General features: G+C 69.2%; 15 protein-coding genes, 1 tRNA gene and 2 pseudogenes. 14 read left to right on the top strand and 4 right to left on the bottom strand.

All coding sequences use genetic code 11. The features are described from left to right. Window positions 1–114: 114 nt before the first annotated feature. Window positions 115–756 carry a GNAT family N-acetyltransferase gene (locus AB0G16_RS15645; protein ID WP_362804780.1) on the bottom strand — a complete coding sequence of 214 codons (642 nt, stop codon included), beginning with the start codon at window positions 754–756 and terminating at the stop codon, window positions 115–117. A 1,894-nt stretch (window positions 757–2,650) separates the two neighbouring features. On the opposite strand from AB0G16_RS15645, the gene AB0G16_RS15640 reads away from it, so the two are divergent. Genes AB0G16_RS15640 through AB0G16_RS15630 form a run of 3 tightly spaced genes read left to right on the top strand, consistent with a single transcriptional unit; the run spans window position 2,651 to window position 5,582 of the window. Next, window positions 2,651–3,190, top strand: a complete 540-nt coding sequence (locus AB0G16_RS15640) for a redoxin domain-containing protein (RefSeq protein WP_362804777.1) — start codon at window positions 2,651–2,653, stop codon at window positions 3,188–3,190. Continuing rightward, window positions 3,187–5,046, top strand: a complete 1,860-nt coding sequence (locus AB0G16_RS15635; RefSeq protein WP_362804774.1) for an ABC transporter ATP-binding protein — start codon at window positions 3,187–3,189, stop codon at window positions 5,044–5,046. The genes AB0G16_RS15640 and AB0G16_RS15635 overlap by 4 nt, the downstream gene beginning before the upstream one ends. Then, window positions 5,043–5,582 carry a S26 family signal peptidase gene (locus tag AB0G16_RS15630; protein WP_362804771.1) on the top strand — a complete coding sequence of 180 codons (540 nt, stop codon included), beginning with the start codon at window positions 5,043–5,045 and terminating at the stop codon, window positions 5,580–5,582. Before AB0G16_RS15635 ends, AB0G16_RS15630 begins: the two co-directional genes overlap by 4 nt. A 53-nt stretch (window positions 5,583–5,635) precedes the next feature. Here AB0G16_RS15630 and AB0G16_RS15625 read toward each other — a convergent pair. Beyond that, window positions 5,636–5,710, bottom strand: a tRNA-Leu gene (locus tag AB0G16_RS15625). A gap of 117 nt (window positions 5,711–5,827) precedes the next feature. On the opposite strand from AB0G16_RS15625, the gene AB0G16_RS15620 reads away from it, so the two are divergent. From AB0G16_RS15620 to AB0G16_RS15595, 6 genes and pseudogenes are all read left to right on the top strand, one after another. Next, the gene (locus AB0G16_RS15620) at window positions 5,828–6,472 is read left to right on the top strand and encodes a response regulator (protein WP_362804768.1); all 645 of its coding nucleotides are present in this window, start codon (window positions 5,828–5,830) and stop codon (window positions 6,470–6,472) included. Window positions 6,473–6,872: 400 nt separating this feature from the next. Continuing rightward, window positions 6,873–8,051 (top strand): branched-chain amino acid ABC transporter substrate-binding protein, encoded by a 1,179-nt coding sequence (locus tag AB0G16_RS15615; RefSeq protein ID WP_362804765.1) that lies wholly within the window; start codon window positions 6,873–6,875, stop codon window positions 8,049–8,051. 162 nt (window positions 8,052–8,213) lie between these two features. Further along, entirely contained in the window at window positions 8,214–9,182 is a 969-nt protein-coding gene (locus tag AB0G16_RS15610) for a branched-chain amino acid ABC transporter permease (protein WP_362804762.1), read from the top strand. Then, window positions 9,179–10,348 (top strand): branched-chain amino acid ABC transporter permease, encoded by a 1,170-nt coding sequence (locus AB0G16_RS15605; protein ID WP_362804759.1) that lies wholly within the window; start codon window positions 9,179–9,181, stop codon window positions 10,346–10,348. The genes AB0G16_RS15610 and AB0G16_RS15605 overlap by 4 nt, the downstream gene beginning before the upstream one ends. Before the next feature lie 86 nt (window positions 10,349–10,434). Then, complete coding sequence (locus AB0G16_RS15600) at window positions 10,435–11,199, top strand: ABC transporter ATP-binding protein (protein ID WP_362804756.1); 765 nt, start codon at window positions 10,435–10,437, stop codon at window positions 11,197–11,199. After that, window positions 11,189–11,830, top strand: a pseudogene (locus AB0G16_RS15595) (ABC transporter ATP-binding protein); the annotation flags it as partial. The gene AB0G16_RS15600 and the pseudogene AB0G16_RS15595, both read left to right, overlap by 11 nt. Before the next feature lie 414 nt (window positions 11,831–12,244). Here AB0G16_RS15595 and AB0G16_RS15590 read toward each other — a convergent pair. Beyond that, window positions 12,245–12,811 carry a DUF4352 domain-containing protein gene (locus AB0G16_RS15590; protein WP_362804753.1) on the bottom strand — a complete coding sequence of 189 codons (567 nt, stop codon included), beginning with the start codon at window positions 12,809–12,811 and terminating at the stop codon, window positions 12,245–12,247. A gap of 242 nt (window positions 12,812–13,053) precedes the next feature. On the opposite strand from AB0G16_RS15590, the gene AB0G16_RS15585 reads away from it, so the two are divergent. The 3 genes and pseudogenes from AB0G16_RS15585 to AB0G16_RS15575 all read left to right on the top strand — a co-directional run. Then, on the top strand, window positions 13,054–13,947 hold the full coding sequence (locus AB0G16_RS15585) for an ABC transporter substrate-binding protein (RefSeq protein WP_362804750.1): 894 nt from the start codon (window positions 13,054–13,056) through the stop codon (window positions 13,945–13,947). Window positions 13,948–13,959: 12 nt separating this feature from the next. After that, window positions 13,960–14,808: an amino acid ABC transporter permease gene (locus AB0G16_RS15580; protein ID WP_362804747.1), complete on the top strand. Its 849-nt coding sequence runs from the start codon at window positions 13,960–13,962 to the stop codon at window positions 14,806–14,808. Window positions 14,809–14,815: 7 nt separating this feature from the next. Beyond that, window positions 14,816–15,553: pseudogene (locus tag AB0G16_RS15575) on the top strand (amino acid ABC transporter ATP-binding protein); the annotation flags it as partial. Between the two features lie 690 nt (window positions 15,554–16,243). Here the strand turns inward: AB0G16_RS15575 and AB0G16_RS15570 are convergent. Then, on the bottom strand, window positions 16,244–16,615 hold the full coding sequence (locus AB0G16_RS15570) for a hotdog fold thioesterase (RefSeq protein WP_362804813.1): 372 nt from the start codon (window positions 16,613–16,615) through the stop codon (window positions 16,244–16,246). Window positions 16,616–16,734: 119 nt separating this feature from the next. On the opposite strand from AB0G16_RS15570, the gene polA reads away from it, so the two are divergent. Both polA and AB0G16_RS15560 read left to right on the top strand, forming a co-directional pair. Then, window positions 16,735–19,542, top strand: coding sequence for a DNA polymerase I (gene polA / locus AB0G16_RS15565; protein ID WP_362804744.1), 2,808 nt, complete (start codon window positions 16,735–16,737; stop codon window positions 19,540–19,542). A 211-nt stretch (window positions 19,543–19,753) separates the two neighbouring features. Then, window positions 19,754–20,878, top strand: a complete 1,125-nt coding sequence (locus tag AB0G16_RS15560) for a polysaccharide deacetylase family protein (protein ID WP_362804742.1) — start codon at window positions 19,754–19,756, stop codon at window positions 20,876–20,878. Window positions 20,879–20,884 lie beyond the last annotated feature (6 nt).

Genomic DNA, 20,884 nt, shown 5'->3' with positions numbered 1-20,884 from the left:
TCACCCCGCGACCCGCGCATGCCGCCCACCCAGCGACCCGCGCGTGCCGTTCACCCCGCGACCCGCGCGTGCCGGATCCTTCTCACGCCGGAGCCCCCTCGCGTGCGATCCTCCTCACGCGGGATTCGCCTCCCGCGCATCGGAGCCCGCGTACTCCCACGTGCGCAACGTGATCGGCCGCCCCTTCTCCTCCAGGGACACCGGTGGCGCGTCCGTCAGCCGGTATCCCGCCGCGCGGGCCACCGCCACGCTCGCGGCGTTGTCGTCCTCGATCTCCAGCAGCAGCCGGTCCACCCCGACCGTCTCCCGGGCGAACTCCGTCATCGTCCGGACGGCCGCCGTCGCCAGCCCGCGCCCGCGGTAGGCGGCTCCCACGCTGTAGCCGATCATGGCCATGTCCAGGCCCAGCTCCCTGAACATCAGCAGGACCTCACCGGCGGGCTCGCCCCCGTCCACGGTGATCGCCAACTGCAGGGACTCCCCGGCCACCCGCCGCTGCCGGGACCGCTCCAGGTAGGTCCGTGCCGCCTGCGGGCCGAACGGCGAGACCAGCGGCGTCCAGTAGGCCACGTCGGGATCGTCGAACAGCTTCGTCATCGCGTCGAGGTCGCCGTCCTCCCACTCCCGCAGCACCATCCCCGGGCCGCTCAGCCTCACGGTCTCCGGAAGGTTCACGGGGCGCCGCCCCGGGCCGTTCCCGTCCTCCGGGACGGTCCGGGCCTCCTGCTCCGTCCGGCCGTCTCCCACGGTTTCCATGCCGCCACCTCTCGTCAGGTCACTTTTCAAGCAACCTACCCGCCCCTGTCGGGAGCGTTCGCGGGCGTGGGTGGTCCGTGCCTCGGAGAGGTCTCGTGTCGTGGCCGGAGAGCGGGAACGGCCTTCCGGAACCGAGCCTGTCCGGGCTCTGAACTCCGGAAGGCCGCGGCCTTCGTCTTCCCGGGCCTTCTCGTCCGGTCCGGCGGGACCGGGTCGGCGTGTTCACCGCGCAGTTTTTATACCGCTGGTTCCAGAGGAATCACTTTCGCCCCGATTCGCGATTCGGCAAGAAGGGGCCCGGTGATTTCTCATACCCGTTCGGGGCGTGTTCGGGATCGCTCGTCGCCGCCGGGCGTGGGAGCGATTCCCAGGAGACCGAGACGGCCCGCCGCATGCCACCTCCGCCGGAATTTCACGGTGGTGTCATGGCCCATGAGGCCGCGTCATCCGTGTCCGAGGATCAGCAGGGCGTGGTCGTCGGCGCGCACGCGTCACACTCCGGCGGATATCCTGGCGCTCCGTAGTAGCACTTCTGTCGGAATTGCACTCGGCCGAGGATCGGGGCCAAGCCGCACCAGCAATGCCGGTAGAAGCCGGCGGCGTCGGCGCCGGTCCGTGGAACGAGCCGTTCGAGCATGTGGTCGCCGATCCTTTTCAGGGGATCGGCCAACCTCGTGAAACTTGCTCTCATCCTGGTCGAACCTTTCTTGTGTAGGTGTGAGCGGATCGAGATCTTGATGCCATGCAAGCACGGGTATTTTATTTAGTCAACGACCGTTCAATCTTGTGTTCCGGGCCTGTGGGGCGGTGAAATTCGCGGCCCGACCTGCACGCTGTCGGCCGGGAACCGTGTCTCTTCGGTCGCGACGGGCCTTGTTTTTCGTCCGCGAACTCCCAAGATGTGACCGGACGTAATTGAAAAGTGCTCCTCCGTGCGATCGGGGATACTTGCCGCCCCGGGAATTCGTGACCGCCACGACACCGCCGCCGGCGACTCGTCCCCGACGCCCTTTGGGGCGTGACCCGACGATCGGTGACCTCCGTCCGGACGAACGGACCGGCATCGCCCCTGCTCACCGTCACTTTTGAGCCGGCGCCCCGGTCGCGGTCATCCTTGTTTGTTTCGTCCCGTACGCCCTGAACCGGCGATGTGTTTTTTCTTCCGGTCCCATTGTGGCTTGAAATCGGATTCGTTGACATTGACGATTCGCGTGTGCTTGCATGGTCGGCGAGCATCCGGCCGATGCCTCGAATCATTCCAAGGAAAAAGGAAGAAGTGATTCCGGATGAACAATTCCCTCCAGGCGCTGGCCGCTCCCTTCAGAAGGGTTGGTGACCGGCTGATCGAACGACTCGTTCCTGGAACTTATGCCTCTGCGGCCGCGGGCTTCTACCAGTACTGCGGATGCGGTTACACCCCGTACCCCGGGGGGAAGGCCACTTACCGTAGGTTCTGTCAGTCGGCGAACAACTGTGGTCCCTGTGTCCAGACGACGGTGCCCTGCTGAGACCGTGAACAGGAGACCGTGAACGGGAGACCGTGAACGGCTCGCCGGCGACAACGTCCACATGGTCGTGAACGCTTGCGGAACTGAAATCCCACAGGTCTCCTCCCGGTGTCGCGACCTGGGCGCAGGGCTTCTTCGCCCGGCCCGCGGCACCGGGACCGGGCCGTCACGGAGCCGAGGCGGTGGTTTCTCCGCTCAGGCGCGGGCGCCGTCCTGCCGAGAAGCGGTGTGAAGGCCGTTGAGACGTCGTCCCGGCTGCCGTGCCACCCATGTGACGCGCCATTTCGACGAAATGAGAAAAGCCGAGCCCGGTCCATGCCGGCCGGGCCGCTTCGAAAAGATCGCGGGCACCGCTCGTGCCCTCGAGTGAACCGTGAGGAGACGCCGTGTCCTTCCTGATTACGGCCGTGGTGTTCGTCGGGTCGCTCGGCGTGCTGAACCTGATTCTCATGCTGGGGGTCATCAGACGGCTGCGGGAGCACACCGCGTTGTTGTCGGCCCGGGGGGACGATCCGTTCTTCATGGCCGCCGGTGAGGAGGTCGGTGAGTTCACCGCCTCCACCACGGACGGTGAGACGCTGAGCCGGGACCTGCTGAAGGACGAAACGCTGGTGGCGTTCTTCTCGCCCGACTGCCTGCCCTGCAAGGAGAAGCTGCCGAAATTCGTGGAGTTCGCACGGGCGATGGCCGGTGGGCGCGACCGGGTGCTGGCCGCCGTGGTGGGGGACGAGGACGAGGCGGCCGCGTTCGCCGCCGAACTCTCACCGGTGGCCCGCGTGGTGATCGAGAAGCCCGGTGACGCCCTCAACGCCGCGTTCAGGATCAGGGCGTACCCGAGCGTGCTGACGGTCGCTCCGGACGAGGGCGGGCGGCTCCTGGTCAGGAACGGCCAGGTCGAGCTGGATCGACCCGTCGCCGCGATATGAGCGAGGGAACGGCGGCCGGGGCGACCTCGAGACAGCGGATCATCGCCGCCTGTTCGCTCGCCGTGACGGCCGCGCCCCGGGCGCTCCTGGCGTACGTGGTGCTGTCGTTCGTGAGTGGTTCGCTGCCGGTGGCCGGCGCGTGGCTCACCAAGCTCGTCATCGACGCCCTCGTGGCCGGGGCCCCGCTGGACGCCCTGCTCCCGCCCGCCGCCGGCATAGGGGCGGTCGGCCTGGTCGCCGTGGTGGCGCCGCAGGTCACCCAGTACCTCCGGGCGGAGATGGACCGCGAGGTCGGCCTGGTCGCCCAGGACCGGCTGTTCGGCGCGGTGGAGCGCTTCGCGGGGCTGGGACGATTCGAGAACCCCCACTTCCTGGACCGCCTGCGGCTGGCGCAGCAGGCCGGGGGCATGGCGCCGAACCAGGCCGTCGACGGGATGCTGGGTGTCGGACGGGCGGCCGTCACCATCGCGGGCTTCCTCGGTTCGCTGTTCCTGCTGGCTCCGCTCATGACCGTACTGGTGCTGATGTCCGGGGTCCCGACGCTGATCGCCGAGGTCGCGCTGTCGCGCCGGCGGGCACGGATGGTCTGGGACGTCGGACCGGTCGAGCGGCGGGAGATCTTCTACGGTCAGCTCCTGTCCAGCGTCGAGGCCGCCAAGGAGGTGCGGCTGTTCGGCATCGGCTCTTTCCTCAGGAAGCGGATGCTGGCCGACAGGCGCACCGTCAACGCCGCGAAGCGGGCGATGGACCGGCGGGAGGTCCTCACCCAGTCGGGGCTCGGGCTGCTGGCCGCGGTGGTGTCCGCCGGTGGCCTGCTCTGGGCGGTCGCCGCCGCGCGGGCGGGACAGATCTCGGTCGGTGACGTCACCATGTTCGTGGCCGCGGTCGCGAGCGTGCAGGGCGCGCTGGCCGCGCTGGCCGGTGAGGTGGCCCGCTCGCACCAGGCGCTGCTGATGTTCGACCACCATCTCGCGGTGACCATGGCGGAACCGGACCTGCCGGTGCCCGCGACACCGTCCGCGCTGCCCCCGCTGCGGCGGGGGATCGAGCTGCGCGACCTGTGGTTCCGCTACTCCGACGACCACCCGTGGGTGCTGCGCGGTGTCGATCTCCACATCCCCGCGGGGAAGGCCGTCGCGCTCGTCGGGCTGAACGGGGCGGGCAAATCCACGCTGGTGAAGTTGCTGTGCAGGTTCTACGACCCCACCCGCGGCTCGATCTCATGGGACGGCGTGGACCTGCGGGAGGCCGACGTGGCGGAGCTGCGCCGGCGGATCGGCGCGGTCTTCCAGGACTACATGCACTACGACATGACGGCCGCGGAGAACATCGGGCTGGGCGATCTGGACGTGTTCGGCGACCTGGAACGCGTGCGGGCCGCCGCGCGGCGCGCCGGCATCCACGAGAAACTCGCCGGCCTGCCGCACGGCTACGACACCTTGCTGACGCGGATGTTCTTCAAGGAGTCGGACAAGGAGGACCCGGAGACCGGAGTGGTGCTCTCCGGCGGGCAGTGGCAGCGAATCGCGCTGGCCCGCGCGTTCCTCCGGGACAGGCGTGACCTGATGATCCTCGACGAGCCCTCGGCGGGACTCGACGCGGAGGCGGAGCACGACATCCACCGATCCCTCAGGCGGCACCGCGCCACCCGGACCAGCCTGCTGATCTCGCACCGTCTCGGTGCCGTGCGCGAGGCGGATCTCATCGTCGTCCTGTCCGACGGGCGGATCGTCGAACGGGGCGACCACGCGGGGTTGATGGCGACGGGTGGAGAATACGCACGGTTGTTCACGCTGCAGGCGTCCGGCTACCGGAACGAGGAAGCGGGCGAACCCACACCCTCAGGAGGACGATGACCACCGGACGAGGACGGACGACGCTCCGCCGCACCTCGGCGCTGTCGCTCGGCCTGGCGGCCCTCGCGGGTGTCGCGGCTCTCGCGGCGCTGAGACGCAGGCTGGTCGTGGTGACCGTGCACGGGGAGAGCATGGAGCCGGCCTACCACGACGGCGACCGGGTGCTCGTGCGCCGGGGCCTGACGCCCGCCCGGGGACAGGTGATCGTGGTGGAACGGCCGACCGTGGACGACCGGTGGTGCGACCCGCCGCGGCCGGCGGTCACGGCCGGCGCCGGGTGGACGGACGACCGTGACTGGATGATGAAACGGGTCGCCGCCCTGCCGGGTGACCCGGTGCCGTACGACCTGGTTCCCGCCCTCGCGGACGTGGCGGAGAAGGTGGTGCCACCGGGCAGGCTGGTCCTGCTCGGGGACAACCGGCGGGCCAGTTTCGACTCCCGGACGGTGGGCTACTTCCCCGCGGAACGCGTACTCGGCGTCGTCCTGCGTCCTTTGTCGAACGGCTCCGCCGGTGCGGCGGACCGAACCGGCTGACCGCCGGGAACAGAAGAACCGCCCGGCTGTTCGGCCGGGCGGCCCGAAGATTGTGCCCCGGGTGGGACTCGAACCCACACTGTACGGGTTTTGAATCCGCTCCCTCATGCCAATTGGGGTACCGGGGCAGTAATCCGGACGCATCCGAATTATCCAAAACGCCTGCCGTGCAGCCTAGCCGATGACGATCCTTTGACCGGTACCGGCGTGGTCCTAATCTAGCGGACGTCGGTACTCTCTTGCTCGTGAGTACGCAGCGGCGAGTGGTGATCGCGGAAGACGAGGCTCTGATCCGTCTCGATCTCAAGGAGATGCTGGAGGAAGAGGGGTATGCGGTCGTCGCGGAGGCCGGGGACGGGGAGTCGGCCGTCACGCTGGCGCTGGAGCACCGGCCGGACCTGGTGATCCTGGATGTGAAGATGCCCGTCCTGGACGGGATCTCCGCGGCCGAGCGGATCGTGTCGCAGCGGGTCGCCCCCTGCCTGATCCTCACCGCCTTCTCGCAGCGCGACCTGGTGGAGAGGGCGAGGGACGCCGGCGCGATGGCGTACCTGGTGAAGCCGTTCACCAAGTCCGACCTGGTGCCGGCGATCGAGATGGCGGTCAGCAGGCACCAGGAGATGGCCGCGCTGGAGCGCGAGGTGGGGACCCTCTCCGAGCGGCTGGAGACGCGCAAGCTGGTCGAGCGGGCCAAGGGCCTGCTGATGGAGCGGCACGGCTGGAGCGAGCCCCAGGCGTTCCGGTGGATCCAGAAGGCGTCGATGGACCGCCGGCTGAGCATGCGGCAGGTGGCGCAGATCGTGGTGGCCGACACCGGCGCGGGGGCGGCGGTCGCCGCGGACGGGGGAGCGGCCGGACCGGAGACGGACACGGGGACACCGGAGGCCTGACACGCGGACACCCCGGGCTTGACACGGGAGCACCCAGGGCTTGAGCGGCTTTTCCTGCTATCCGAGGCTTTTCGGTCACCCCCGCCGGGGAACCGTAATGTGCCCCCCGCGACGCGGTGCCGGGGGTCCGGTGTGGGGTTCCAGGTGCTCGGAGTGATCTCTGGGAGGCCGTAAGGTTGCCAGTGACCACGGCTTTTGTATCTGATAGCCGAAAAGGATCGGTGTTGTAACGAAGCGGTAACGGCGGGCCGTACTGTATCGACCCGTGACATCCGCTGGTTGTACTAACCGACACAACCCCTGGCCACCCGCCAGGGAGGGCATCTGTGAACCCGGGCCCGACGAAGGGCCGGGCGAAAGGAAGGCAACCTTGCGGCCTAAGACTGCACGCCTCGGTGGAGTGCTTGCCGCCAGTGTGGCGCTCACCCTCGGTCTCGCTGCCTGCGGTGGGAGCGACAGTGGTGCGGGAGCCACGCCGGCCGAGGGCGGCTCCAGTGCTGCCGCCTCTGGTACCGTCAAGATCGGCTTCATGGGTGACCTGACCGGCCCCAACGCCGGTATCGTCATTCCCCCGCGGAACGGCGCGAAGCTCGCCATCGACGAGTACAACAAGACCAACCCGGCCACGAAGATCGAGCTGGTCGAGTACGACAGCCAGGGAGACGCCTCCAAGGCGGTCGCCCTGGCGCAGAGGGCCATCAAGACCGACAAGATCGTCGCGATGGTCGGCCCGGCCTTCTCCGGTGAGTCCGCCCAGGTCGCGCCGGTTCTGGAGGAGGCGAAGCTGCCGAGCATCTCGGCCTCCGCCACCAACGCCGCCCTGTCGGCGAACGGCTGGAAGTACTGGCACCGCGTGCTTCCCAGCGACAGCATCCAGGGCCCCGGCATCGGCGAGTTCATCGCCACCGGCGTCGCGGCGAAGAACGTCTTCGTCATCGACGACAAGTCCGAGTACGGCAAGCCCCTGGCCGACGCGGTCCGCAAGACCCTCGGCGACAAGGGCGTGAAGATCACGAACGACTCGCTCGACCCGGCCGAGAGCGACTTCTCCTCGGTCGTCAACAAGGTCGCGGCGGCCAAGCCCGACGCGATCTTCTTCGGTGGCTACTACGCCGCGGGCGGCAACCTGCTCAAGCAGCTCCGCGACAAGGGCGTCAAGGACACCAAGTTCCTGTCCGGCGACGGCTCGCTCGACAAGGGCCTGATCGACGGCGCCGGCGCCGGGAACGCCGAGGGCGCCCTGGTCGGCTGCCCCTGCTACATCGCCACCCCGGACGTGACCGACGAGAAGGTCAAGGCCTTCGCCGACGCCTACAAGGCCGCCTACAGCGCCGACCCGGCCATCTACGCGGCCGAGGGCTACGACGCCGGGACGGTCTTCGTCAACGCGGTCAAGGAAGGCGCCGTCACCTCCGAGGCGATCAACGAGTTCATCGCCAAGGTGGACTTCGGCGGGGTGTCCAAGCAGGTCAAGTTCGAGGCCAACGGTGAGGTCTCGGCCAAGGACATCTACATCTACCAGGTCAAGGACGGCGTCATCGGCCTGCTGGGCAAGTCCACCGAGGCCAAGGTGGGGTAAGGCCGGCGCTACAAGATGAGTAGGTAGCCGACGCGCCGGGAGCGGGAACGCCGCGATGCGTTCCCGCTCCTGTCGTACTCTCAGCGAGATCCACGAGATTCCACTGGGAGCGGCGTGCTACCCGATAGTGCAGGCGACCCCCGCTAGAAGTGGTAAACCCTAGTGCTCAATGACTTCATCAATCAGTTCTGGCCGGCGACGATCGACGGCCTGTCCTTCGGGTCGATCTACGCCCTGATCGCGCTCGGCTACACCATGGTGTACGGCGTGCTCCGGCTGATCAACTTCGCGCACTCCGAAGTTTTCATGATCGGCACCTTCGGCGCGATGCTCGTGCCGTTCGTGTTCGGCATCAACTCGCCGCTGACCGGCATCGCGCTGGTCGGCCTGATCGCGGCGATGATCCTGGCCGGCATGCTCGCCTCGGCGGGCACCGCGGTCGCCCTGGAGCGCATCGCCTACCGGCCGCTGCGCCAGCGCGGCGCGTCCCGGCTGGCGGCGCTGATCTCGGCGATCGGTGCCTCGATCTTCCTGCAGGAGCTCTTCGCGCTCCTCGTCATTCCCAACGTGTTCAACCGTCCCGAGCAGGGCCGCATCCAGATGGGCCTGCCCCGCATCATGGAGCGGAGCGAGCTCTTCTCCGTCTTCGGTTTCGGGGTCCGGGTCGACCAGGTCTTCGTCATCGTGGCCGCGGTCGGCATGATGATCGTGCTGGACGCCCTGGTGAACCGCACGAAGGTCGGCCGAGGAATCCGCGCCACCGCGCAGAACCCCGAGGCCGCCGTCCTGATGGGCGTCGACATCAACAAGGTCGTCCGGATGACCTTCCTCGTCGGCGGCGCCATGGCCGGTGTGGCCGGCGCGCTCTACCTGATCTCGTACGAGAACACGAACTACTACATCGGATTCCTCTTCGGTATCAAGGCGTTCACCGCGGCGGTCCTGGGTGGGATCGGTAACCTGCGCGGGGCCCTGGTCGGTGGAATCACGCTGGGACTGGTGGAGAACTACGGGGCCATCTTCTTCGGCTCCGACTGGAAGCACGTGATCTCCTTCAGCATCCTCGTCTTGGTCCTGATGTTCCGCCCCACCGGAATCCTCGGTGAATCACTCCAGCAGGCGCGCGCATGAACCAGAAGAAACTCCCGACGGGCCTTCGCAGCGGTCTTGGCAACTTCGGTGACGCCATGCACGAACGTTGGCTGAAGACCCCCGGCTGGCAGCGCTGGATCCTCTACGTGGCGTTGATCATCGGGGCTCTGCTCCTGCCCTCCGAGAGCCTCGCGCCCGTCATGTCGCCCTACACCGACTGGGCGAGCATCCTGTTCTTCCCGATCGGGACGTACGTGGTCCTGGCGATCGGCCTGAACGTGGTGGTCGGCCAGGCCGGCCTGCTCGACCTCGGTTTCGTCGCGTTCTACGCGGTGGGCGGCTACGCGATGGCGTTGCTCGGCACCCGGCTCGGATGGAACTTCTGGGTCATCCTGGTGGTCGGCATCGCCATCTGCGCGCTGTCGGGCCTCACGCTGGGCGCTCCGACGCTGCGACTGCGCGGTGACTACCTGGCCATCGTCACGCTGGGCTTCGGTGAGATCATCCGCATCACGGCCCGCAACACCGACGAGATCGGCGGCCCGAACGGCGTCCGCGGCATCCCGCACCCGCCGAGCGTCGAGGACTTCCAGCTGTTCGGGATCAACTTCTCCGAGGTGTTCGGGGTCGATCCCTTCAAGTACGGGGTGCTGGACCCTCGGCCCTACTACTACCTGCTGGTCGCGCTGGCCGTCATCGTGATCATCCTGGTGAAGCGCTGGGAGAAGAGCCGGGTCGGGCGTTCCTGGGCCGCGATCCGCGAGGACGAGGACGCGGCCGAGGTCATGGGCGTGCCGACGTTCCGCTTCAAGATGCTCGCCTTCGCCATCGGCGCCTCCATCGGCGGCGCCATGGGCGTGCTCTGGGCGGCGAAGTCGATCTCGATCAACCCGAACGACTTCCAGTTCCTGCTCTCGGCGACGATCCTGGCCGCGGTGGTCATGGGCGGCGCCGGCAACCTGCCGGGCGTCATGCTGGGCGCGTTCGTGGTGGCCTGGCTGCCCGAGCGGTTCCGCGGCCTGCAGGAGTACCGCATGCTGATCTTCGGTGCGGTGCTGATGGCCCTGATGATCTTCCGTCCGGAGGGTCTGCTCCCGTCACGCCAGCGCAAGGCGGAGCTGCAAGAGGGATCAGGCGGGATGGGTACGCTCGGAGCCGAGGTCCCCGGGCCCGAGTCGCACGGTGAGGAGGTGGCTTCCAAATGAGCGCCGACGTCAATCCCGGCGGTACGACCGCAGAGCCTACCGGGGCGGGGCCGCAGTCCCCGTCTCCGGCGAGGGCGGGTCGCGACATGCTGGAGCTGAAGAACCTCGTCATGCGGTTCGGCGGCGTCACGGCACTGCGCGAGGTGAACCTGACCATCAAGGAAGGGGAGATCTTCGCGCTGATCGGCCCGAACGGCGCCGGCAAGACCACGGTCTTCAACGTGGTGACCGGCGTCTACCAGCCGACCGAGGGCGAGGTCCGCTTCCTGGGGGACCGGATCGACGGCGTCAAGCGCTTCAAGATCACCAAGCGGGGCATCGCCCGTACGTTCCAGAACATCCGGCTGTTCCACAACATGACGGCCGTCGAGAACGTCATGGTGGGCGCGGACGCGCACCACAAGGCCGGCATGGTCAGCGTGGCGCTGGGGCTTCCCTGGCACCGCAGGGCCGAGCGGGACGGGCGCAGGCTGGCGACGGAACTGCTCGACTTCGTGGGCATCTCGCACCGCGCGGACGAGCACGCCAAGAACCTGCCCTACGGTGACCAGCGCCGTCTGGAGATCGCCAGGGCACTGGCGACGAACCCGAAGCTGCTGCTGCTGGACGAGCCGGCCGCCGGTATGAACCCGGCGGAGAAGGTGGCGCTGCAGCAGCTCATCCGGGACATCCGCGACGCGGGCCGGACGATTCTCATCATCGAGCACGACATGAGCCTCATCATGGGCATCAGCGACCGCATCGCGGTGCTGGACTTCGGCCAGAAGATCGCCGATGGCCTGCCGGACGAGGTGCGGAACGACCCCCGGGTCGTCGAGGCGTATTTGGGAGCTCCCGCCGATGCTTCTTGAGGTCAAGAACATTCGTGTCCACTACGGCAAGATCGAGGCGCTCAAGGGCATCTCGGTCGAGGTGAACCAGGGCGAGATCGTCACGCTCATCGGTGCGAACGGGGCCGGTAAGACCACGACCCTGAAGACCATCTCGGGCCTGCGCGGTCTGTCCTCGGGGAGCATCTTCTTCGACGGCCAGGACATCAGCAAGATGCCCGGTCACAAGCGGGTCATCGCCGGTCTCGGGCAGGCGCCCGAGGGCCGGGGCGTCTTCCCCGGCATGACGGTGTACGACAACCTGCTGATGGGCGCCTACACGCGCTCGGGCGACCTGTCGGGCGACCTGGCCGAGGTGTTCGAGCTCTTCCCACGCCTCGCCGAGCGCAGGACGCAGATGGGCGGCACGATGTCCGGCGGCGAGCAGCAGATGCTCGCCATCGGCCGCGCGCTGATGGCCAAGCCCAAGGTGCTGCTGCTGGACGAGCCGTCGATGGGCCTGGCCCCGCTGATGGTCCAGCAGATCTTCTCGATCATCGAGGAGATCAACCGCCGTGGCACCACGGTGCTGCTGGTGGAGCAGAACGCCCAGCAGGCGCTGAGGCTCGCCCACCGCGCCTACGTCCTGGAGACGGGGTCGGTGGTCAAGAGCGCGAACGCGGACGTGCTGCTCAACGACCCGGCCGTGCAGGCCGCCTACCTGGGCGGCGGCGCGGAGGCCGCCATCGTCACCGGGGCGAAGGCCACGCCGGCCTCCGCCGCGGTCCCGCCGTCGGGCTCGTCGCCCGCCCCGGCCCCCGCTCCGGCCTCGGGCGAGCGGGACGTCACGGGCGAGCGGGACGCGACGGACCGGGACGTTCCCGGCCGGGACGTCCCGGGGGAGCGGAGCTGACCCGCTCCGAAGCCCCTCTCGCGTGACCGGGACGGTCCCGCCACCCGGCGGGCCCGTCCTCCCGCGGCCAGGACAGGTCAGGGAACGGCAGGGAACGGCAGGGAACGGCGCCGTGACCCTCCGGACCACGCCGGGGCGCGGTACGGCGGGGTGGGGCGCGGTACGGCAGGGGCCTCAGGGCAGCGGTACCTGCGCCCCGTCGGTGCCGCCGGTCACGCCCAGCGGCGGGTCGCCGAACAACCGGATCGCCGCGACCTTCGCCTCCTTGGGAATGTCGTACCAGAGGTCCATCTCCACCCTGACCTGGGCGCCGAGCGAGAACGTCTCGGGCTGGCGCTTGATGGCCTGGGCGAACTTGTTCGGCGCGTGGGAGGTGCCGTCGGCGGCGACGAGCCTCTGCAGCCCGGCGTCGAAGCGCGAGTTGGTGCGGCCGGTGTTCTCCACCACGACCCGTACGACCACGTACTGGCCCTTGGCCTGCCACTCGGCGTGGCTGCCGAAGAAGCCGCTCAGGCCCTTCTGCAGGCCGATCACCTGGAACCGGGTCTCCCCGTCGACCACCGGGGCGGACCTGACCGGGATCTCGCCGGGCCGGACCGGGCGCGGCGGGAGGTCGTAGGTCGGCGTGGGGCTGGCCGAGGGGGAGGGGGAGGCGGACGCCCCCCGATCCGCCCCGGTGCAGCCGGACATCGCGACGACGGCAAGGACGGCACCGGTCAACGCTATTAGGGGGTTGCGCACACCGGGCAACGTAACCGAGATCGCCGCCGGAGTTCAACGGCTCGCCCGCGTGGCATCGACGATCCGGCAGGTGCCCCGTCCCCGGACGCCCCGGCGGGCAGGGTATTGACTCGGCATGCTTTGGATGTAGTTATTGTCCGAATTGTGTCGTAGTGGTGATCTGCATGGTCATGCAGGTGATGCAGCATCACCTGCACTGAGGTATCCATACAAGACGCGACATTGACCGTAAGGAGGCCTTCGTGGGCCTGAGTTTTGTTTCCCGTCGTGCGCTCGCCGTGGGCGCCATGGTCGCCGCCGGCGCGCTCGGCCTGTCGGCCTGCGGTAGCGGCGAACCGACCACGGCGAGCCCGAGCGGTGGTACCTCCGCGGACGCGGGCGCGGGCGCGAGCGCCCCGGCCGCCTCCGGCGTCAAGCTCGTCAAGCCCGGCAAGATCACCACTTGCACGAGCCTGCCGTACCCGCCCTTCCAGGCGGCTGACAACACCGGCAAGGTCGTCGGTTTCGACGTCGACATGGTCGACCTGGCCGCCAAGAAGCTCGGCGTGACCCAGGAGATCGTGGACGTCAAGTTCGACGTGATCAAGAGCGGCGCGGCCCTCAACGGCGGCACCTGCGACATCGCGGCGGCCGGAATGACGATCACCGACGAGCGCAAGGCGAACCTCGACTTCGCCAGCCCCTACTTCGACGAGGTGCTCGGCATCCTCGGCAAGAAGGGCGCGGGCGTCAAGAGCCTGGACGACGTCAAGGCCAAGGGGCTCAAGCTGGGCGTGCAGACCGGCACCACCAGCCTGGACCTGGCCAAGGAGAAGGGGCTGGCCGCGACCGAGTTCGACGACGCGGGCAAGCAGGTCCTGGCCCTGCAGTCCGGTCAGGTCGACGTGGTCCTCCAGGACCTCCCGGTCGTCAACGACTGGCTGAAGACCAAGACGGCGATCTCCGACAAGTTCGAGCTCGGCGACACCATCGTCAGCGGCAACCAGTACGGCTTCGCGGTCAAGAAGGGCGGCAACCCCGAGCTGCTCAAGGCCGTCAACGAGGCGCTGGCCGAGGGCATCGCCGACGGCACCTGGGCGGCCTCCTACAAGAAGTGGATCGGCTCCGACCCGGTCTCCACTCCGGCTCCCAAGTAACCCGAGACGTCCATGTCCACCACCACGACGAACGAGCCTCCCCCCGTCGCGACCCCTCGCGGCGGAGGGGGTCTCAGCCCGCGCAAACGCCGAAGGATCATCCTCGGCGTCCAGTACGCGATCGTGCTCGTGATCCTCGGGCTGATCATCGCGACCGTCGACTGGGCCACGATCCGGGAGCACTTCCTGGACGTGGAGGCCGCCAGGCAGATGCTGCCGATGCTCTTCACGGTCGCGCTGAAGAACACGATCATCTACACCCTCAGCGCCTACGTGATCGGCTTCGTGCTCGGCCTGGTGCTGGCCCTGATGCGGATGTCCTCGGCCGCGCCCTACCGGTGGGCCGCGCTCATCTACGTCGAGATCTTCCGGGGCCTGCCGGCCCTGCTGGTCCTGCTCCTGATCGGGTTCGGCATCCCGATCGCCTTCCAGGGACTCCAGTTCCCCGGTGACGTCTACGGCAAGGTCGCCGTGGGACTGGGCATGGTCGCCGCCGCCTACATGGCGGAGACCTTCAGGGCGGGCCTGCAGGCCGTCCCGCGCGGTCAGATGGAGGCCGCCAGGACGCTGGGCATGTCGCACACCCGCGCCATGGTGTCGGTCGTCATCCCGCAGGCGCTGCGCCTGGTGATCCCGCCGCTGACCAACGAGCTGATCCTGCTGTTCAAGGACTCCTCGCTCGTCTCCGCGCTCGGCATCACCGCCGCGACGATCGAGCTCACCAAGCTCGGCTCGGACGCGGCGATCAACAGCGCCGACGCCACGCCCTTCGTGGTCGCGGGCCTGACCTACCTGATCATCACGGTGCCCCTGGGCATCGTCGTACGCCGCCTCGAGGCCCGTCAGACGAGAGGACGGTGAACCGGCGATGAACCGGCACGCGGTGGAGATCCGCGACCTGCACAAGTCGTTCGGCCAGCTCCAGGTGCTCAAGGGCATCGACTTCTCCGTCGACACGGGCCAGGTCGTCTGCGTCATCGGCCCCTCCGGCTCGGGCAAGTCCACGCTGCTTCGCTGCGTGAACCTGCTGGAGCAGCCCACGGCCGGCAAGGTGTTCGTCGAGGGCGTCGAGCTGACGGACGTCGACGTCGACATCGACGCGGCCCGCCGCCGCGTCGGCATGGTCTTCCAGCAGTTCAACCTGTTCCCGCACATGACCGCGCTGCAGAACGTGATGATCGCCCAGCAGCGGGTGCTGAAGCGGGGCAGGGCCGAGGCCGAGCGGATCGCCCGGGAGAACCTGGAGAAGGTCGGCGTCGCCGAGAAGTGCGACGCCTACCCGGCCCAGCTCTCCGGAGGCCAGCAGCAGCGGGTGGCCATCGCCCGTGCGCTGGCGATGAACCCGGCGCTCATGCTCTTCGACGAGCCCACCTCGGCACTGGACCCGGAACTGGTCGGGGACGTGCTCACGGTCATGCGCAAGCTGGCCGAGGAGGGGATGACCATGCTCGTGGTCACCCACGAGATGGCCTTCGCGCGTGACGTGGCCGACCGGGTCGTGTTCATGGACGGCGGCGTGATCGTGGAGGACGGCCCCGCCGAGCAGGTGATCGGCGCCCCGACGCACGAGCGCACGAAGACCTTCCTGCGTCGTGTCCTCGACCCGACCCACACCGACGCCGGTGACGCCGGTGACACGGGGAGCGCCGGGAACGCCGGGAACGCCGGGAACGCCGCCCGGCGGGCGGACGGTGTCCCGCGCGACGCCTCACGCGACGCCACCGCCGGCACGCCGGCGGCCGGGGCGGGTACTTCGGATACGCCTTCCGGTGCCCCGGCGGGTGCGGGGCCCGGCGCCTCGTCGCCCGGTTCCATGCCGGGCGAGGGCTGACCCCTCGGGCGGACGGCCCGGCCGGCACCGGGCCGTCCCCGCGCGCCGCGGTCCTCACGCGCCGCCGTTGCCGCGCGCCGCGTCTCCGGCGTGCCGGGGGATCCTCGGCCCGTGGAGAGCCCGCCGGAACACGGAAGGGTTCTCCGGCGTGTCGAGATGCGTCAAGGGGTGGGAGGGGTTGGGAGGGGCCGGGTGGATCCCGGCCGCCCCACGATCCCGGCGAGCCCGGGGAAGACCTTTGGCGCCATACGAAGCTTCCCCGACCCCGTACGTTTTCTACTCGGCCTTCCCGCGGGCGTCACCGTCACCCACCGTAGCGGACCGGTCGCTCGGAGAGGGCAAAAAGGCGGTCCGAATATGATCGAGTACGAGATGTGATCAGACGTCCGCCGCCCCCTGACGTCCGTCGCCTCCTTGAGGCCCGCCGCCCCTCGGGTGCCCGCCGCCCCTCGCGCGTCCGCCTCCTCAGGCGTCGCGGAGCATGCAGGTCAGGCGCGAGCTGCACACCCTGCGCCCCCGCTCGTCGACGATCTCGATCTCGTACGTGGCCAGCGTCCGGCCGCCGTGCACCCGGGTGGCCACGCCGGTGACCAGGCCCGTGGTGGCCGAGCGGTGGTGGGTGGCGCTGATCTCGACGCCCATCGCGATGCGCCCCTCGCCCGCGTGCATCGCCGCGCCGGTCGAGCCCAGGGTCTCGGCCAGCACGCAGGACGCGCCGCCGTGCAGCAGGCCGTAGGGCTGGATGTTGCCCTCCACGGGCATCGTGCCGACCACCCGTTCGGGGGAGGCCTCGGTGATCTCGATGCCCATCCTGTCCACGAGGGTGTTCCGGTGCATGGCGCCCACCCGTTCCCGGGTCGACCGCGCGGACTCGTCGGGGTCTGTCATGGTCAAGGGGACGTCTCCTGTCGAGCGAGGCCAGGCTTTCTGTCGTAGGAGGAGACTAGGCTTTCGCTGTGCCGAAGAGCGAAGCGACCCCCACTCGTCCGTGTCTCCTGCTGCTGGACGGTCATTCACTGGCCTACAGGGCGTTCTACGCCCTCCCCGAGGAGAACTTCTCCACGAGCACGGGCCAGAAGACCAACGCCGTCTACGGGTTCACCTCGATGCTGGTCAACGTGCTCAGGGACGAGCGGCCCACCCACGTGGCGGTCTGCTTCGACCGCTCCGAGCCCACGTTCCGCCACGAGGAGTACGCCGACTACAAGGCGGGCCGGAGCGCGACCCCCGACAGCTTCCGCAGCCAGATGAGCCTGATCCACGAGATGCTCGACGCGCTGGGCGTGCCGCACCTGTCGCTGGCAGGCTACGAGGCCGACGACCTGATCGCGACCCTGGCCACCCGCGCCTCCGCGCAGGACATGAGCGTGCTGATCGTCACCGGCGACCGTGACGCGCTGCAGCTCGTGGACGAGAACGTGACCGTGCTGATGACCCGCGTCGGCATCAGCAACATGACCCGCTTCACCCCCGAGGCGGTGCTGGAGAAGTACGAGCTCACCCCGGCGCAGTATCCCGACTTCGCCGCCATCCGCGGCGACTCCAGCGACAACCTCAAGAACATCCCGGGCGTGGGCGAGAAGACCGCGGCCAAGTGGATCCGCGAGTTCGGCTCGCTGGAGGCGCTGGTCGACCGGATCGACGAGATCAAGGGCAAGGTCGGCGACAAGCTCCGCGACCACCTCGACCAGGTCCTGATGAACCGGCGCCTCACCCAGCTCGTCCGCGACGTCCCGGTGGACCGCGAGGTCGGCGGCCTGTCGCTCGGCAAGCCCCACCGCGAGGAGATCGACAAGATCCTCGACACGCTGGAGTTCCGCGGCGAGATCCGCGACCGGGTGCTCAAGACGGTCGCCTCGACCGAGGCCACCGGCGAGGCCGAGGAGGGCTTCGAGATCGAGGTCGTCGTCCTGGGGCCCGACGAGGTGGCCCCCTGGCTGAGCGCCCTGCCCCGGGGCCGCGCCGGCCTCGCCTTCCGGGGGACCTACGGCAGCGGCACCGGCCGCATCGACGGCATCGCCATCGCGGCGGCGGGAGCGGCGGACGAGACGGGAGCCGGCGCCGGGGCGGGAACCGATGCAGAGGCCGGCACCGGCGCGGGAGCCGAGGCAGGCGCCGGAGCCGGGGCCGCGAGGCGGACGGGCGGGCGGGCCGCGTTCGTCGACCCGGCCACGCTGACCGAGGCGGACGAGGCGGCACTGCGCGCGTGGCTGGCCGACCCCTCGATCCCCAAGGCCGTGCACGACGCCAAGGGGCCGATGCTCGCGCTCTGGGCGCAGGGCATGGAGCTGTGCGGCCTGAACTGCGACACCGCCCTGGCGGCCTACCTCGCCACGCCCGGGCAGCGCTCGTTCCCGCTGGAGGACCTCGTCCGCGTCTACCTCAGGCGCGAGCTGCGCAGCGAGGCCGACAATGGCGGCCAGGCCAGCCTGTTCGACGACGACGACGCCGACGGCGCCCGGGAGCTGGCCCTGCGGGCGATGGCCGTCGGCGAGCTGGCCGACGCCCTGGAGGCGTTCCTGGAGCCGCTGGGCGCCATCCACCTGCTGCGCGACGTGGAGCTCCCGCTCGTCACCGTCCTGGCCGAGCTGGAGCGGGCCGGTATCGCCGCCGACCGCGACCACCTGGAGGCGCTGGAGGCCGAGTTCGGCGCCGCGGTCAAGCAGGCCGTCGAGGCCGCGCACGCCTCCATGGGCGGCGAGCAGTTCAACCTGGGCTCGCCCAAGCAGCTCCAGGACATCCTGTTCGTGCGGCTCAACCTGCCCAAGACCAAGAAGACCAAGACCGGCTACACCACCGACGCCTCCGCGCTGGCCTGGCTGGCCACCCAGACCGAGCACGAGCTGCCGACGATCATGTTGCGCCACCGCGACCAGGCCAAGCTCAAGGTCACGGTCGAGGGCCTGATCAAGGAGATCGCCGACGACGGCCGCATCCACACCACGTTCAACCAGATCGTGGCGGTCACCGGCCGGCTCAGCTCGGAGAAGCCCAACCTGCAGAACATCCCGATCCGCACGGCCGAGGGCCGCAGGATCCGCCAGGGCTTCACGGTCGGCAAGGGCTTCGAGACCCTGCTGACCGCCGACTACAGCCAGATCGAGCTGCGCATCATGGCCCACCTGTCCGGCGACGAGGCGCTGATCGCCTCCTTCGAGTCCGGCCACGACTTCCACAAGGCCACCGCGGCGCGGGTCTTCGACACCGACCCCGAGAAGGTCACCGGGGAGATGCGCGCCAAGATCAAGGCGATGAACTACGGCCTCGCCTACGGCCTGTCCGACTTCGGGCTGTCGGAGCAGCTCGGCATCCCGGTCCCCGAGGCGCGGTCGCTCAAGGAGGAGTACTTCGAGGAGTTCGGCGGCGTCCGCGACTTCCTCAACGCGATCGTCGCCCAGGCCAGGAACGACGGCTACACCGAGACCATCATGGGCCGGCGCCGCTACCTGCCCGACCTCAACAGCGACAACCGCCAGCGCCGCGAGATCGCCGAGCGGATGGCGCTCAACGCGCCCATCCAGGGATCGGCCGCCGACATCATCAAGATCGCCATGCTGGGCGTACAGGACGCGCTCAAGGAGGCCTCGCTCGGCTCCCGGATGCTGCTCCAGGTCCACGACGAGCTCGTGTTCGAGGTGGCCCCCGGCGAGCTGGAGACGCTGCGCGAGCTGGTCAGCGACCGGATGAACGCCGCCTACTCCCTGCGGGTCCCGCTTGCGGTCTCGGTGGGCGTCGGACGCACCTGGGAGGACGCCGGGCACTGACCGGCGCACCGACCGGCGCACCGACCGGCCGCCCCCCGCGTCCCTTCCGTCCCCCTCCCGGACGGCCTCCGTCCGGGAGGTCGTCCGCATGCCTTTCCGCGGCCTCGCTGGTGCGGCGTGGGGAGGGTGGAGCCTGTTGATTGGTCGGGCCTGTCCGAGTCTGTTCTAGGGTGGTCACCCAGCCGATAAGCTCGATGGGCACGGGAGTTTTGTGCTGAGTTCAATCCCCCTGACGCGGATCATCATGCTGGCCAACGTGCTGGTCGTCACGATGGCGGTGGTGGTGCTCCTCACGCTCCCCACCCCGCCCGCCAGGCCCGGGGCGGCCGCGTCCGGCGACCCCACGCGCGGTCCGTCCGGGCCACCCGGCCCGTCCGCCTCCCCCTCGCCGACCCCGAGCCTGCCCTCGGCCGAGCTGCCGCCGCCGGTCACCGCCTCGCCCGAGTTCGCCCGGCAGGTCAAGGCCAACGAGGCCGGAGCGGTCCCGATCCTGATGTACCACCGGATCACCAAGAAGCGGCTGGCCTCGATCGACCGTACGCCCGCCCAGGTCCGCAAGGAGCTGGAGAGGCTCGCCAGGGGCGGCTACGTGCCGGTCACCGCGCGGGAGTTCGCCACCGGGCGGATGGACGTCCCCGCGGGCAAGCACCCGGTCGTGCTCACCTTCGACGACGGCCACCACAGCCACTTCTCGCTCCAGGCGGACGGCGCGCCGGCCAGGGACAGCGCGGTCGGCATCATCTACCAGGTCGCCAGGAAGTACCCCGGTTTCCGGCCGGTGGCCACCTTCTGGATCAACAACCACCCCTTCGGCCTGCGCGAGCACCGCGACCAGGAACGGGCCGTGCGCTGGCTCGTCGACCGGGGATTCGAGGTGGCCAACCACACCTGGAGCCACCCCCACCTGCCGAGCCTGGGGAAGAAGCAGATCGCCGGCCAGCTCGCCCGGCTGGAGCGGCTGCTCAAACGGCTCGGCGTGCCCCCCTCCGACACGATGGCGCTGCCGTTCGGGGCGATGCCCCGCAAGCGCTCCACCGTGCAGGCCGGGAAGTGGCAGGGGACCCCGTACCGCTTCAAGGGGGTCTTCCTGGCCGGGGCCGAGCCGTCGGTGTCGCCGTTCGACAAGCGCTACGACCACCGCTCCATTCAGCGCGTCCAAAGCAACGGTAAAAAGGGTGAATGCCGGAAATGGTGTTCGCAGTACTGGCTGGAGTGGCTCGACAGGCACCCCCGCGAGCGCTACACCGCGGACGGCGACCCGGGCCGCATCTCCGTCCCACGCGGACTTCGGGATAATATCAGGAGCGATCGGAAACATTTGATCAACGTGTACTGAGCGAGA

It is taken from the genome of Streptosporangium sp. NPDC023615, from assembly GCF_040640155.1.
Classification (GTDB): Bacteria; Actinomycetota; Actinomycetes; order Streptosporangiales; family Streptosporangiaceae; genus Streptosporangium.
Note: the sequence above shows the minus strand (reverse complement) of the source record. Positions and strands in the feature narration are given on the sequence as shown.